Origin of the sequence: Bremerella sp. JC817 (assembly GCF_040718835.1) — a bacterium.
In the GTDB taxonomy this organism is placed as follows: Bacteria; Planctomycetota; Planctomycetia; order Pirellulales; family Pirellulaceae; genus Bremerella.
On sequence record NZ_JBFEFG010000268.1, the window covers coordinates 587,363 to 603,156 of the forward strand.

At 53.3% G+C, this 15,794-nt stretch carries 8 protein-coding genes; 5 read left to right on the forward strand and 3 right to left on the reverse strand.

Going from position 1 to position 15,794, the window contains the following annotated elements; translation table 11 throughout:
- Positions 1–103: 103 nt before the first annotated feature.
- Complete coding sequence (locus AB1L30_RS13780) at positions 104–1,021, reverse strand: hypothetical protein (protein WP_367014001.1); 918 nt, start codon at positions 1,019–1,021, stop codon at positions 104–106.
- A gap of 783 nt (positions 1,022–1,804) precedes the next feature.
- Between AB1L30_RS13780 and AB1L30_RS13785 the strand changes: the two genes are divergently transcribed.
- Positions 1,805–4,492 (forward strand): MBL fold metallo-hydrolase, encoded by a 2,688-nt coding sequence (locus AB1L30_RS13785; RefSeq protein WP_367014002.1) that lies wholly within the window; start codon positions 1,805–1,807, stop codon positions 4,490–4,492.
- A 92-nt stretch (positions 4,493–4,584) separates the two neighbouring features.
- Here AB1L30_RS13785 and AB1L30_RS13790 read toward each other — a convergent pair whose 3' ends face one another.
- Complete coding sequence (locus AB1L30_RS13790) at positions 4,585–8,013, reverse strand: hypothetical protein (RefSeq protein WP_367014003.1); 3,429 nt, start codon at positions 8,011–8,013, stop codon at positions 4,585–4,587.
- A 307-nt stretch (positions 8,014–8,320) separates the two neighbouring features.
- Between AB1L30_RS13790 and AB1L30_RS13795 the strand changes: the two genes are divergently transcribed.
- The 4 genes from AB1L30_RS13795 to AB1L30_RS13810 all read left to right on the forward strand — a co-directional run bounded on the left by AB1L30_RS13795 (position 8,321) and on the right by AB1L30_RS13810 (position 14,935).
- On the forward strand, positions 8,321–9,496 hold the full coding sequence (locus tag AB1L30_RS13795) for a patatin-like phospholipase family protein (RefSeq protein ID WP_367014004.1): 1,176 nt from the start codon (positions 8,321–8,323) through the stop codon (positions 9,494–9,496).
- Positions 9,497–9,553: 57 nt separating this feature from the next.
- On the forward strand, positions 9,554–11,875 hold the full coding sequence (locus tag AB1L30_RS13800) for a hypothetical protein (protein WP_367014005.1): 2,322 nt from the start codon (positions 9,554–9,556) through the stop codon (positions 11,873–11,875).
- Positions 11,875–13,689 (forward strand): hypothetical protein, encoded by a 1,815-nt coding sequence (locus tag AB1L30_RS13805; protein ID WP_367014006.1) that lies wholly within the window; start codon positions 11,875–11,877, stop codon positions 13,687–13,689. Before AB1L30_RS13800 ends, AB1L30_RS13805 begins: the two co-directional genes overlap by 1 nt.
- 193 nt (positions 13,690–13,882) lie before the next feature.
- A complete protein-coding gene (locus AB1L30_RS13810) occupies positions 13,883–14,935 on the forward strand; it encodes a S1 RNA-binding domain-containing protein (protein WP_367014007.1) in 1,053 nt (350 codons plus the stop codon).
- Positions 14,936–14,956: 21 nt separating this feature from the next.
- On the opposite strand, the gene AB1L30_RS13815 is transcribed toward AB1L30_RS13810, so the two are convergent.
- On the reverse strand, positions 14,957–15,745 hold the full coding sequence (locus AB1L30_RS13815) for a GIY-YIG nuclease family protein (protein ID WP_367014008.1): 789 nt from the start codon (positions 15,743–15,745) through the stop codon (positions 14,957–14,959).
- Between the last annotated feature and the right edge of the window lie 49 nt (positions 15,746–15,794).

Consider the following 15,794-nt stretch of genomic DNA (forward strand, 5'->3'; position numbering starts at 1 on the left):
TTCTTGGCTGTAGGTCGGGGCCTAATTGACAACCGGTCAGGTTTTCCCTGGGCGACACTGTCCGGTTTGTCAAAGTCCGGCGGCGCCCAGGGTGATCGGTCGCTTAGTCGTCGTCCGTTTTGGTGCGGAACGTAGTGGAAATCGCGTAATGGTCCGACAGGTACTCGCGATGTTCTTTCGGAGCACTGTCGACCAGCACGCGCTGCCGCGTGAAGACAAATTCTTTCGAGATCGAGACGAAGATCCGATCGAAGGGAGCCCCATCCCCCAGGTACGTGTCGAAGTCTTCGATGTTGAGATCGACAAAGCCGGCGTCGGTGATCAGCTCGACCGCCTTCTCGGTGTGACGCTTGATATTGGTATCGCCCAGAATGATCAGGTCTTGTTCGCCGCCGAAGTGTGTCCGCACGTCGTTCAGCTTCGCGACCAATGCCGCTGCCTCGAGTTCTCGTTGACCCGCACCGAACTCTTCGCCGGTCCGCCCGCGTGCTCGGGCCTGGTCACGCGGTTTGACGTTCGATTTCATGTGCACCGGAATCACGACGAAATCGGTCCGCCCATTACCGGTCGAAAACTTCACGGCATGCGGCTTACGATCCCACAGGAAGAACTCGTCGTTGGGATCGTCGTCGAAGTCGATCGGAAACGCGTTGCCTTCTCGTGTGACCTGCTTCGCATTCCAGGCAATCGCGCACAACTGCGACCTGTCGTCAGCGTCTCGATTCGGAAGCAACTCGTACTTCCACTCGACGTCATCTTCTTCGTTCAGAATTGCGAACGCCGTATCAAGTTGTTCGTTCCGCCGCTCTGGGCCATCATCGGTATCGTAGATTTCGCACAATCCCAACACGTCGACGCCGGAAGCAGCGATGTACTCGGCCAGGGCAATCGGTCGCTGAGCCGAATTTGTGGCCCCCAGGTGCTCGATGTTCCAGAAGCCCACCGTCACAAAGTCGGCCCCCAGTGCCGGACAGGCCAGCACCAAAGTGAGCAGCATGCTCAAGAATGTTCGTCGTCCCATCGCGATTATCTCCACCAGAGTAATGTCTCGAACAAAACCTCCGGCACATTAAATCGCGTCGCCTGCCTGATCGCAACGAATCTGGTTGAATGTTTGATGAATAAAAGATCCCTGTGATCGCATATTCGAACTCTGTCAAAGGATGCGACCAGCGATCCACTTCCCCAACACAAGAGCCGAATATGCTGAGGCCATTTGAGCGACCGGTGTTTCGATCTCATCGAGAACAGGCAACTCTATTGCAACATCGATCCTGGCTGTTCAATCGCCGACTCGAAAGCGTTTGTCTTCTAACCGATTCGCATCGCGACTTGAGCCACCCGTTAGCCATAGCACCAAGTCAGCAGGCTCCTACTGTAGATAGCCAGGTCAGTTTGCCCTCGCTGAAAGCAGGCCGTCGGATCGGCTCAGGTGTTTCGGAAAAGCATTGAAATGTTGCTGCCTCGGGAAACGATTTGAGATCCCAGCATTGAGAAATCGGTGCGAAGTTTTCATTCGGAAGAGAAGGAGCCGCCTATCGTTCTGATTATCCAGGAGATTGAAACGCCGGACTCGGGCATCCCCGTTCTTTGTGCCCAATCACCTTGACGCAATTACCCTATCCCTCCGATCCCCCCATGTCCGCATCATACTCCACCTTCCACATTGTATATTCGCGCTAACATATATTCACTGTTTCATTACTATCATGAGGTCACGATATAGTTGCCGCTACATTTGCACTGTGAGAGAATCCCTCGCAATGTGGACAGCCATCTACTTATTTCAGAGGGAACTTATTCCATGTTTCGCGGACTCAGGTACGGTTTACAAGTCACCCTTCTTATCTGGTGCTTCTGCTGGACGACTACTGCTCAGGCCGCCGAGCCCGAGATGCACGTCCACTTCCTTGATCAAGGGCAAGCTTCAAGTGCTTTACTAGAATTTCCTTGCGGTGCAATTCTAATCGATACCGGTGGCCAGGATGACGAAAGCCCCGATGAACTCGCCGATTCGCTGCGCGACTTCTTTGCGCGGCGAGCGGACCTGAATAATACGCTCAACGCCGTGGTAATCACGCATCCCCATATTGATCATACGCGTGGTATTCAGCGCGTGCTGCAAACCTGCCGTGTCAAAAACTTCATCTATAACGGATTTGTCCGGGGCTCGGGCAAGGAAGGAATTCAATATGCCATTAACAACGCAGCGACCCACAATCTGAATGTGATTAGCGTCTCCGATACCGACGTGACGGCTGCCGGCTATGGCTTGACCAATGGAGACATTGACCCAATTCATTGCACTGATTGCGATCCCGAGATACGCATTTTGTCGGGTGGTCTGCAGCAGAACCCAGGCTGGCAAGACCGCGACTTCGACAATCTGAACAATCACAGCCTGGTAGTTCGTGTCGACTTTGGTAAGTCATCGCTTCTGATTACAGGCGACTTGGAAGAGCCCGCTTTAGAGACGTTGGTCGCCTTCTACAAAGACACCGACCTTTTGAATGTCGATGCTTACCTGGTCGGCCACCATGGCTCCAAGAATGGAACGATCCAGTCGCTTGTCGATGCGATGTCGCCTGAAGTGGCAGTCATCTCAGTCGGTATCCCCCAGTTCGGTCAAGGTCGGCAACGTGGGTTCAATACGTTTTCGTATGGGCATCCCAATCGCAATGTAATCGAGATGCTCAGCAACGCCATCAGTGGCGAGCGCGAACGACCGATGGATGTTCGCGTCGGGGAAGGGGGGCAGCGGTTTTCGTTATTTCAGGTAACGAAGCATATCTATGCCACGGGCTGGGATGGTCAAATCACGCTGTCGTGCAGGCAGAATGGAAGTATTCATGTCACGACGCGCAAGACCGACGAGATCACCCCTGCGGTGTCGCCAGCGCCTTCCCAACCGGCTGCAATGCTGGCCGTCGTTCCAGTTGGAATGGCACCTATGGCGTCTCCAACCGCAGCACCGGCAAACACCCCTTATCACTGGAACCAACCTCCACCAGTGAAGACGCCGACAACAACTGCCAACGGAAAGTCAATCCTGTTCGATGTCTCGCATGGTGGTACCCAGGGCAATGCGGACTGGGTGATTGATGGCGGCTTCTCTGACTTCGCGGATGCGTTGGCAGCCCAGGGATACGAAGTGAAAGAATACCGTGGCGTCGACAAGAACCAGGATGGAATCATTCGCTTCTTCGATGATCGAACCAGTAATAATCCGGAAAATGAAGCTATCATTGATTTCGACGCCATTAAAGATAGCGATGTCTTTGTCTTGGCGGAATCGAATCGGCCTTTCCGCGAGGACGAACGTGCCGCCTTGGAAAGGTACGTGGCCGCTGGCAAAGGCTTGCTGTTTATTGGCGATCACTACAACGCCGATCGCAACTTGAACTCGTGGGACGCGACTGAGGTTTTCAACGGCTATAACCGCTCGACCGAACCTGTTTTCGATATGGGAAGTCCCTACGGCGATTTACGAAATCCTGGAAGTGCCGATGCAGGATGGCTGGTAGAACAGTTTGGAATTCGTTTCCGTTTCAATGCCATTAATTGCCTGGCGGGTGCCTCTGACATTGTTGCCCCAAATGATGCAGAAAACCTGACGGTGGGTGCCACGCCGGTGCTGATGGCAGCCAGCGCTACGCTTGCCATTGTCGATCCCGATCGCGCAAAAGGCTTGATATATTTAGCAGATTCCGATCCTGCGAAGAGCTGGGGAAAGGCCATCGAAGGAGCCAATAACGGGCTTTACTTTGGTGGCCGCGACGAAGGCCCCCTCGTCGCAATATCGAAGTCGGGTGCCGGCAAAGCTGCCTTCTTTGGAGATTCGTCGCCTATCGAAGACATCACGCCCAAGTACCGCGACGAGCGTGGTGGCACCAACAAACCGTTACACAACGGTTGGAACAATGGTGGTTCCGCTAAAGTCATCATGTTGAATATTGTCGATTGGCTGGCTACACCGGAGTCTTACACGCACTTCGATGGGACAAATGGTCATGCTCCTGGGGTTAAGACTCCCAACGCGATGGCACCGATCGAGCAAGACGATCCAGCCGATGGGCGTCCTTGGTCGCAGCCCTCGGGCAACTACGATCCGTGGGATTCCGACACATTTGCCCCAGGATCGTACGGAGCCCCATTCCCCAGCAATTCAGGAGCAGGACACCATGGCGGTGGTAGTCTTCCGACAACCACAGTCGGCGTCTCTGACGCTTTAGGAATTGCCGAAGGAACCTTGATTTCAGTCCAAGGCAAGATTGCTGCAGAACACAACGATCAGTACGGCCTGCAATTGGCAGATCCCCAGAATCCGAGCATCGTGTTGTATGTCCAACTTCCTCAATCGCAGCGTGCTGTCTATGCTCCTAAGTTAAATCCGGGAGCGATTGGCAAGAGTGTCGTCATCACCGGAACACGTGGTAAATATACCGGCCTGCCCGGCATCCGCGGTGTTCGTTCGATCACGGATGTCCCGTAAGACGAAATCGGATCGTTTGGAAACGTCACAGCCCCACCGGCACACCAGAGTTGCGGGTGGGGCTTTCTTATTTCATTCCTGCCGCCGAAAGGCTACTGAGGGATTGGAAGGCGTCGCAATATTACCGATTCATGCGAGGCAGGGCGGATCGGAATCTGCTCCAAACGCTGTGGTGGGTGGACTCGCAACATCGATCTGCCACTATCGAACCTCGCTTCCGCCGGAATCGGTTTTTCAACTGCTTCCGCCGGTTGCTTTGCGTCCGGCGTCAGCTGCGTTTCCACTTCCAACGGGACTGGCAAGACCGTCAACTCGATCTCGATCGGCTTGAGCAGCGGCACTGGGGGCCAATCGGCAATCAGGAGAAAGCCTTCGATCGTCACTTTCTTAGGATGAGAATCTGGCTTGATCACTTTCATCATCGCTGCGGTGACCTCTTCCAGCATGACTCGCAACGTTTGTGGAGGCCCATCGACAACATTTGCGTGAAGAATCAACTCCTTCTTTTCGTTCATCGAGAAATCAAACTGGCTGGTTTGGGCAAACGACTTACCGTCTTGCTTCAGAACCGCAACGATCTTGCCACGTTCCGGCAGTGGAAGATTGCTCTTGTTCTGAATCACCATTTCCTTTTGTGATCCTTCCGTCACCACAATGGCATAGGCGAGCTTGCCAGCCACAGGATCGTACTGCGGAACGGCAACCGCCTTGAAATCGGTCTTTTTCCATGCGAAGCCCTCTGCATTGGCCTCTTTTGGAGTATCTTTCTTCGCCGGCGCTACCGCGGGAATCAGAAGGTGATTCGAGACACCATACGGCGTCGCGACGTGCAGATCCACAACCGCTCGCTTGCCATCACCAGGCAGTGATTCGATCAACTGGTTCGCATTCGGTGGAACGGTGACCTGCATGATCCGCCGACTTAGCAATTGAAACGGAACCGAACGCCCACCGGCAATAACACGGGTATCATGCACGCTGAAATTCGTACCGACCAGGAACACGGTCGTTCCAAAGCAGGTTCCCGCAGCATTCGGAGTGCCATAATTCGGAACACCCTCCGCTGGCAACCCACCCTCTTTCGGACACTTGTCTTCGCCGCACAAGCAGCCTACCACGCTAGTCGTGACATTGATCCCAGGGGCGCCGTACCAACCGTTCAGCGAGGGTGCCAGATCGGTCACACCACTATTAAACATCTCGAATCCACCCAACGTGTTTTCGTAAGGAATGCTTACCATCATCGATTGGAGCGGCAAGCGCGATTCGATCTGCTCGACCGACTTCAACAGCCAGGCCACATCTTCTGCACGATAATATTGGGGTGACTTCAGGTTCGGCATGCAGGTAGCAATCGACTGCCAGACTTTGCTGATCTGCATCGAATCGTGCATCGTTAGTTCTTTGTGGCGAGGATTCGTCAGCTTGAACCAGTTGGCACGACTGTCGAAGGTGACATGCGACACGAACGAGGGCATCAGAACCACGGCCGTTACTTCACGGATGCCAGGCTCCAGACGCCGATCATTGAGCAACGCATGGTCGCTTTGCCCCAGCCCCAGAGCCGTTTGTGCCATCGCTCCGACCGTGCTCGGCACACGTGGCGATTGGAATCGCGGATAGAATCTCCAACCGAAAACATTTTGCCCATGCGCAAATGCCACCGTCTTGCGGTTGAGATCGATGGTCTCGAGATCGAGCTCCATGCGTCGTGCAAAGTTCATCGCAGTTCGAGCGGAAACATTGCCAGAAGCAACGCCAGCCGCCATGGCCAATTGCATTTCACGTCGCTGGCTGAACACTTCGGCAATGTTTTGTTCGTCATTGACGGGGTCTAACGCAAACACGTGTACCGGCCAGCGGGCCTGAACATATTGATTGAACAGCATTGTCGCTTCCGAGTCTCGTGGAATTGGGTGGAAGCATTCCAGCCAACGTTCCGGAGCAGGAAACGCACCAGACTCGGCCGACACCTTTCGCATGTCCTCAAGCAACCGATCATTCAGCAGCGCCGAATTGACCAGAATGCACCAGGCCAACGAAGTCGTTGTGGTGAACGTTGCACGAGGGAATTGTTGTGCAATATCGCGGAAGTAATCATCGCGAATGTCATCGATTGACCGCTGGCGTTGATTGCCTTCAAGTCTTTCGATTCTATCGTGATACTTTTCGTAGTGAGGTCCAGAAAGAAAACGCCGGCGTTGTCGTACGGCTTCGACTAACTCCTCGGTGCAATACGCATCCCATAGAAACTGCGTGTCTGGCCGCGACAGGAAGTCATAAGCGCTATTCAATTCCCAAGACAAAAATGATTCAATATCAGCCAAATGCGGAGCATGCTGATTGACCGGATCACGCTGAAAAACATTCTGTCCAGCCACGGCAACGACATGCATCGGCGTGACTCCGTAAACATCGACCACTTCCGTTGGAGTGATTGCGGCATGTGGTTGAGATGATCGCCCGGACACCATGGCCCCGGTATACGTTTCAGGAACGACATTATTCAACGACGTCGTCGCTGCCTCTGTAATCTTTGCGTCTGCTTTCGCCAACCATTCCAACTGCGTCAGCGTCTCAAACCGCTCTGGATGGTCTTTCATGGGCCTAATCTTCGAGACATTAAGATTGAATTTCGGCAGCATTTCTTCGATCGAAATCTCGCCGCGTTTGTACTGCAAGTACAAGCGTGCCTTGTCCAGCAGATCTTTATCATCCAGAATCTTTCGACCTGGCAGCGCCAGAATATCGACAACATCGTTGATGACAAGATTGCGGAAGGTAGATGGCATAAGTTGATCGGTGAGGTGAGCTTCTGCCGTCAGCGTGATCTCGGCCCCAAAGCCTTTTTGCGTCTTCTTACCTGGCAGTACCGAAATAGGAATGCGAACCAGGTTAAGCGAGTAGCCTGGCGAGTCGGCTGTATCATCTCCTTCATTGATCCGCCGTAGCTCATTCAGCAAGTTCAGGTAACGGAACTTTTGTTCCAGAACTACCGTTGGTTCCAGCGATATCGACTCTATTTTCCCATTCGCGAGACTCGAACCAAAGCTATTGATGACTCGACCTGGTGCCGTACGGCTGATGGCACCTTCAGGTACTTCCATCACTTCGATCTTATTCGTTAGACTCGGCGCTGTTCCCCCGCCGGAAGCCGAACTAATGGTCATGGCGGCGCTCAAGTACGATTGATCACTTCGCCGCAGGGCGCCGTTGAGTGTTTCCTGAAACAGTCCCAGATCCTTCTCTAACTCTCGTTCGACCTCTTGGCGATGCTTGGTCAGGCGCGCCTCGCCCCAGACATCAGGATGCTTCGGAACAATGGTTCCGTAGGTGTCGATCATTGCCTCGAGATAGTCGATTTCCTTGGCAACCTTCTCAACACATCCATCTTCACCCGTCTTGGGCTTCTGCTGTTGAAACAGATGCATAAAGAACAGGTCGCCGCTATAAGCCGGCGAGCCGTTCGACAAAACACTCATCAGCACTGACAGAACTGATGCGATAAGCAAACGAGACATTGGGGGCGTCCTAATTTCTCAAAGCTGGTCGAGGAAACATTCGCGAACTCACCTCCTATGAGGTATTTAGCGATTACTCAGAATGATCATCGCCAATCAGCTGGGATAACTTTCCACTTTAAGGGGGTACATGTCGTTTCTGCCCAAACCACCCATTCTTCCTACCTCAATTGATATCATCCTGTGAATTAACCCCCAAAATGGTTGACAGGAGCGATTAGGACCCCCTAGTTTAAGCTACACGCATTCGCAGCAGCGTTTGTTGATAGCATTCAACATGAGACGTTCCAACAGTTTGGAGATCTTGGTGCAGCCTACACCTACCCCCCTCGATCACGACCCAGTTCGCCCCACCGAGGATCGCTTCTCGGAGCCAGACGCATCGCATGATGGTAGTCAGCTGGAAGAGGGAATTGCCTGCTGTCTCTCCGGCGGAGGGTTTCGAGCGACAATCTTCCACCTGGGTGGGCTATGGCGGCTGAACCAGGCCGGGCTACTCCGCGAGGTGAAAAGGTTCTCAAGCGTCTCCGGCGGCTCAATTACCTCAGCCGTGCTGGGCATGAATTGGTATCGCCTTGTGGAACGCGACTTTTCTGAAGAAGCCTTCATTGAAAACGTGGTCAATCCAATCCGCGGGCTATGCTCGACCACGATCGATGTGCCCGCCGTGGGTTGGGGTAGCCTAAACCCGTTTCGACGAATCAGCGACATTGTGGCAAGCCATTATGACACGGTTTTTCAGGGCAAGACTCTTCAAGATCTGCCCGATGAACCACGCTGGGTCTTCAATGCAACGAACGTCAAGACAGGCGTACTCTGGCGATTCTCGAAGCCATACATGGGCGACTACCTTGTCGGTCTGGTTAACAACCCGAAGGTCGCCCTAGCCGATGCTGTCGCCGCGTCGACCGCATTCCCACCTTACCTGTCCCCCTTTCTGCTACCGGTCGATCCGGGTGATTTCACTTCACGTGGGAAGGTTGGACTAATCGATGACGCCCATCGCCGTGACGCGCTGCTGACCGATGGTGGTGTATACGACAACCTGGGACTTGAGACCGCCTACAAACGATACAAGATATTGCTGGTCAGTGACGGCGGAAGGAGAACTCCTCCGGAGGCCGACCCAAAGGATGATTGGCCTCGCCATTCGTACCGGGTGATTCAGATTTTGCAGCAGCAAAACTCCAGTATTCGCCGTCGGCAATTGATTGGCGCGTTCCACCAAAAACTTCGATCTGGCGCCTACTGGGGTGTCGAATCAAGGATTCGCGACTTCAAGATTGATTCTGCATTCTCGATTGACGACGACGCACAAGACAAGCTTTCCGGCATCGATACCCGCCTGGCAGAAATCGATAGCCTGACTCAGCAGCAATTGATCAACTTGGGATTCGCGATCGGCGATGCATCGATCCGAAAATACTACCGCTCCGATTTGCCCAGAGCAGAAACGCTTCCTTACCAGGACGTCGGAATCTAAAGTGGCATCGGAAGAATTGGTTTCGTTTAATCCACGTCGTTTTTGAAAACTGGCTCCATGGCGAACAGCAACGATCTTGCAGCACCCGCAACACGGCGACTCCGCGTTTTCACTCTCGATCCATCGTTAGCGACCCAGCTCAAGCACATGGATGTCAGCGTCGCCGAACTTCGTGTGCGATGGGAAGAACTGCTGACGGCAGGTCCCGTTGGCGAATATGTTCAGGTCGTCGACATCGATCCTGCCAGTCAACGGTTCTATGCACCCGTCGATCTGAATCATTCCACGATTCTCGCCGAAAACGGACTTTCCCCTTCCTTGGGCAACCCGCAGTTTCACCAGCAAATGGTCTATGCGGTGACGATGAAAACGATCGAGAATTTCGAACGCATTTTGGGACGTCGAATGCTCTGGCGAGAACGCTATCGGGACGAAAACGGTCTGCGAATAGAAAATACAGACGATCGGTTCGTTCCCCGCCTAAGCATTTATCCGCATGCGTTACGGCAGCAAAATGCTTACTATTCGCCGTCGAAACTTGCGTTATTATTCGGCTACTTCAACGCATCGACCAATGATACTTTGGCGGAATTACCGGGTGGATTAGTATTTACTTGCTTATCGCACGATATCATCGCTCACGAAACGACACACGCCATTCTTGATGGTATGAATCGCCGTCTGCTCGATTCCGTTTCTAACATCGATATGCTCGCCTTCCATGAGGCATTCGCCGATATCGTGGCAATTTTCCAGCACTTCACTTTACCCGACCTGCTGCATTCACAGATCCAAGCCAATCGTGGTGATCTACAGCAAGATGGCTTGTTGGCACAATTGGCAGTCCAATTTGCTCGTTCAACGGGTCAAGGCGAGGCGCTACGAAATGCTTTGGGAGTCTTCGATGACCACGGGCATCGTTTGCCGCCTGATCCCTCAGAACTTGCAAGGACCTACGAACCACATGCGCGCGGTGCCATCCTGGTGGCCGCAGTCTTCGACGCCTTTATTAGAATTTATGAACGACGCGTCGCGGATCTACGTCGCATCGCGACAAAAGGAACCGGAATCCTTCCCGATGGTGATATCCATCCCGATCTCGCGAAACGATTTGCTGATGAGGCCACACGATCTGCACAGCGAGTCCTGAGCATATGCGTTCGAGCGATCGACTATGTTCCCCCCGTCGATCTGACTTTCGGTGACTACTTCCGGGCCCTGGTCACAGCCGATAAAGACCTCTACCCCAATGACTCAGGCGGTTATCGCGTCGCCTTTATCGAAGCCTTTCGCTCCCGCGGGATCTATCCACTCGATGTCTACTCACTCTCTGAGGACTCCCTTTGCTGGTCGAACTTCAAGAGGCCAATTTCCGATAGCTCACCACTCACCTATTTCACACCTCCTTCGAAACTATTGCGATCGATGGCGGATATCTTCCAGACGGACTCAGGCTTAGGCGAGTTAGCTGACCTTCTTGTCCCGGAAACCGATGAGGAAGACGAGAAAGCAGAAACGCCCCGAACTCTCGCTATGACGAGTAGGCATGAGGAAATGCAGTCGGTCGCCGATGAAATCCTCAACAATTTCAGGATTGGTAATGCCGATGCCGCCGTCAACAAGTTATTAGAAACCATCTGGATTGGACAACCAGACAACATGTCGACAACGACAACCACCGAACTGTCCAATTTCACCGCGTCCTCGTCTGCCATTCGGGATATTCGCCGCGCGACATACATCTCGGAACGGCTATTCAAGCGATTTCTCCATAACTGGATCCAAGAGCGGTTCCGCACCTGGCAGTTGCCAGAAGATCCCGCTTCCGTGGCGGAAGCTGTCCACTGGATCGCGAGTACCTTCGGGATCGACGTCCGCAGCTATTTAAAATCGCGTTACGATGTCACGGCCGTCAACGCACCAATGACTGCTAGTTCGAAATTTCCACCAATTGAAGTGTTTGCAATCAAGCCTACCGTTCGTTTGCGAGAAGATGGGAGGACAAAAACCGAGCTGCTAATCACGATCACCCAGCGAGTGAAAGTTACGCTAACCGACGAACACGGCGAACCGATACGAAATGACTGCGACGAACCAAACCCCGAGAACCAGGATCGAACACTTTCATTTTATCATCGCGGAGGTTGCACACTGATCCTCGATCCGGAATCTGCCAAGATTAAATACAGCATCACTAAAAACATCCTGAGTAAACGTCGGTTGGAAAGAGCCATGAACTTCTTCCGGCAAGCGGTGGCGATGGCAGGTCCTAAGGCAGTCGAACATTACGGCTTGACGGCCCAGGCACAGAAGCGTCGTCGGAAACATGAATCGTTGGTGGGCGTCCACTGCGTTGAAGATCACTCGAGAGGATATTAATGGCTAAGACATCGACCGCTTCCGTGCTGAAGCCTAAGCCTGGGCAGATCGTCGTTCGAATGTATCGTCAAGGTCTCGGTGATTGTTTCCTGATTGCGATCGGTAAGAAACGCAATAGCAAGCCGTTTTATATGTTGATCGACTGTGGTGTCCATCGGCGACAAGATAACGGTAACGATCGACTCCGAGAGGTGATGAATGATCTTCATCGTTCGACGGCAGGAGAACTCGACATCGTGGCTGCGACGCACGAGCATGTGGATCACCTGTCAGGCTTCGTCTTGTCCGGAACTCCCTTCCTAAATGCCAAACAGGCAGATCGGTTCGCGATTCAACAACTCTGGCTAGGTTGGACCGAAAAAATCGGTAACCAGCAAGCGGATACGCTCCGTCAAAAGCATGGCACTGCCCAGCGGATCATCGAAAAGGCTCTCGAACACTACGATTACCTCCATGACCGTGGCCTGAAAGACACCCTCAACAACGGCAAACTTCATTTGAAAGCGGCGATGGAGTTTTCAACATTTGATGAAATCGACCGTGATTCAAACTTTGAGAACGTGATCAAAGAACTGAGCAAGGCGAAGCCGGATGTTACCCGGGAACTCGAAAGAGATCGTGTCATTCGACAAGGCACGACTGGCTTCTCTGGTGAGTTGGCGGCGGCCGACCGCACCAAGCCATCAACCTGCGAGCAAGCAATTAACCTGCTTCGACTGCTGGCGAGTGATACATCGTACTGCGAACCGGGTCAGGTAATCCCCATATCGGACGAACCGGAAGTGAGGGCGTATATCCTCGGTCCGCCGCGCGACGAGTATCTCTTGAAGAAAGACCTCCCTTCCAAGGTTCGCGGTGAAAAAGACGAACATGGACACGCGAGTTATCACGAGACTTATCTGACGCCCGCCTCGAATCTTAATGGTTTTGGGTTTAGCCCGGCTCTTCATAACGATGAGACAGAACTCCCACAATCGGTGCGTCTTCCGTTCGGGGAGAAGGGTTACGACATCCGAGCGATTAAAGATAGCTATTATCCGTCGCGGCCCGCCGACTCCGAACCTTCGGTCTGTCCAGATGCCCCCCTCCCAGAACGAGACCAGACCTTTCTCGAGAATGCCTACCTTAAAGAACCTTGGCGAAGAATCGATGGTGATTGGTTGGGTGCGGCAAGCAATGTTGCCTTGAACCTCGACAGCGACACAAACAATACATCGCTCGCGTTCGCTCTGGAAATTGGCCCGCCAGGAAAAGGAGATGTGCTGTTCTTTGTCGGGGACGCCCAGGTAGGCAACTGGATGTCGTGGTACGGTCTGGAATTTGATGTCGAGGGCACGACGGTCACCACCCAAGATCTTTTTACGCGGACACGCCTATACAAAGTTGGGCATCATGGCAGCCACAATGCGACCGCCAAACGGTACTATCACAAGGATGAGACCCGAGACAATGATGCGCCTTATGGCTTGGAGTTGATGGATGACATCATTGCCATGATTCCTGTCAGCTACTATGCCGTGGTTAAAGAATGGCCTGTCGAATGGAAAATGCCGCATCGTCCGCTTTACGAGCGCCTGCGTGAGAAATCACGATTACGCATCTTGCGTTCGGATTGTCAAATTACCCCGCTCAGCAACAACGAACTCGACGATTGCCGTCCCGATTCATCAAAAGCCAGCCGGATCCCCGACACCTCTCCCCATAGGGTGTTCGAAGGATGGACCTGGAAACGTTCAAAATCGGATTTCAATCCAATGCAAACAGGCGAAACGAGCGACCCACTTTACTACGACGTTATCATTCCGCCGCGCTGAGAACGGATAACAACTGAACATTCCTACCGTTTGCCTTTGCTTGCTTCCGATTTCCCAGAATAGAATGCGTCTTAGCTGACGCACGTCAACTAGGTTCAGGTGTCATCTGGTAATGTAGCCACAGCAATCCTTCGGATGCTTCCTGTCTTCCGCAATTTTCCTCGCCTCGTAAAGGATGTAAACCCTCGGATCCATGACGAATCATCCCGACAATCACTGGCAACGAGACCTGCTCGGCGCGGACAACTCGGTCGATGTGAATCAGATTGTCGAAGGGCAGGTCGTTCGGGTTGAGGGTGAGGTGGTGTTTGTCGACGTCGGAGCTAAATCTGCAGGGTCTCTTCCGCGTGCGGCTTGGGGAGACGATGTGCCGCGGGTCGGGCAGACCGTAATCGTGGTGGTCGAACAGGTCGATGGCGACCAGGTTCGTTTAGAGCCGTTGCTGTTGTCGAAACGGTCGACCCCCAAGACGGTCACTTGGGAGGAAATTGTCGATTCGTTCTCGATTGGGCAGATCGTTCAGGGAACCGTCGTGCGTCGAATTCAAGGTGGCCTGATCGTCGATATTGGTGCGAACGCGTTTCTGCCAGAAACTGAACTCGACACGGAGCCATCGCCTGAGCTCGAGAATTTCATCGGCCGCGATCTGGAATGTGAGATCCTGCAGATCGATCACGATCGCCGTATCCTCGTGCTCAGCCGCCGCCAGCTACTTCAGCAACAGCCGGCAGCCCCCAACGAAGCTTTGCTGCAAGCGCTTGCCGAAGGCCAGGTCCGCCGCGGCATCATTCACCGGATCACCAACTACGGAGCGTTCGTCGATCTGGGCGGGCTCACCGGCCTGTTGTTGATCACCAATATGAGTTGGGACCGGATTCGGCACCCGAGCGATCTCGTTTCAATCGGCGATGAAGTTGAAGTCGTCATCCTTCGAATCGATCAGGCGACCAACCAGATTTCGGTCGGCCTCAAGCAACTTTCGCCTGATCCCTGGGAGAACATTGAAGACCGTTTCCCCATCGGCTCAACAGCTACAGGAACGGTTTATCAACAAATGACGTACGGAACATTTATCGAGCTTGCCCCAACCATTATCGGCCTGATCCCCAACGAGGGCCCCAGCAACGAAACACTGCCCATCGCCGATCTCGATCTCAACACCCAGGTAACCGTAGAGGTCATCAGCATCGATAAAACCGCGCGGAAGATGTTATTGAAGCTGGCGGAGGGAAGGGCAGGGGAATGACGGAGTGCGGGATCTTTAAACTCAAGACCGAGCCCTCCCGGTTTCGCGATCGTAACCATCATCCGGCCGGTGGAACTTTCTTAGTCGTACCGACCTTGGAGATGAGACTTCAACCGCCATCTCTTCACCCACAGCGAACTCTCCCTGGAACCAATCCCGCAAACCGACACCGCCCATAAGCCTTGGAGTGTGGTTCGAGTTTGCCGAACGGTTGATCGTTCCCATGATTGGGGTCTCAGCATTACCCAGGAAAAACTCAATCGTCTCCCCGTCTTGGCCCAACAGCATTTGATATTCGACGCCAACGTTGAAGAAGCCAGACCGCATGTAGGTGGGATGTAGAGTGATCGGGAATCGACCGATCAGCTGTTCCGGTTCCTCACCATCCAGTTCTGACGCTTCATCGACCTGAAGGTCTCGAATCCTTCCGCCATTCCATGGAGGATCGATCACCTTGATCAACGAATCCTCGAGGCCGGCGGCCAGGTTCAAATGAAACTGCCCGTAGTGCATCAGCCCCGAATCAGGCAGCACCAAAATCTCGACTGCTTTGCCCGCTTTTAGAAGCTCTCGGATCAGGTGATTGTTACGAATGTTGGTCGATTGCCCTGCCCCCGGATTGGCATAGCCGGCCATTCGCGTCTTTAACTTCTGAACAGTCTTGCCGATGTACATGATTTCACCATCGCAGACGAAGGCATATAAGACGTTCTTCTGTTGGGCATTCTGAAGTAGCTCGAACCTGAGAAGATCTCCTTCGGTTCGCCAGTGCCCGGTGGGTTCAAAACCAATTTCGATGAGACGATTCATGTTGTCCCCAGAGGAATCCGGTGCCTACGTCAATAACCAAGGGGCAGAT

Coding starts and splice junctions, on each gene's coding strand:
- AB1L30_RS13780 (WP_367014001.1), bottom strand. CDS start 1,021: ATGGGACGACGAACATTCTTGAGCATGCTGCTCACTTTGGTGCTGGCC.
- AB1L30_RS13805 (WP_367014006.1), top strand. CDS start 11,875: ATGGCTAAGACATCGACCGCTTCCGTGCTGAAGCCTAAGCCTGGGCAG.
- AB1L30_RS13790 (WP_367014003.1), bottom strand. CDS start 8,013: ATGTCTCGTTTGCTTATCGCATCAGTTCTGTCAGTGCTGATGAGTGTT.
- AB1L30_RS13810 (WP_367014007.1), top strand. CDS start 13,883: ATGACGAATCATCCCGACAATCACTGGCAACGAGACCTGCTCGGCGCG.
- AB1L30_RS13785 (WP_367014002.1), top strand. CDS start 1,805: ATGTTTCGCGGACTCAGGTACGGTTTACAAGTCACCCTTCTTATCTGG.
- AB1L30_RS13815 (WP_367014008.1), bottom strand. CDS start 15,745: ATGAATCGTCTCATCGAAATTGGTTTTGAACCCACCGGGCACTGGCGA.
- AB1L30_RS13800 (WP_367014005.1), top strand. CDS start 9,554: ATGGCGAACAGCAACGATCTTGCAGCACCCGCAACACGGCGACTCCGC.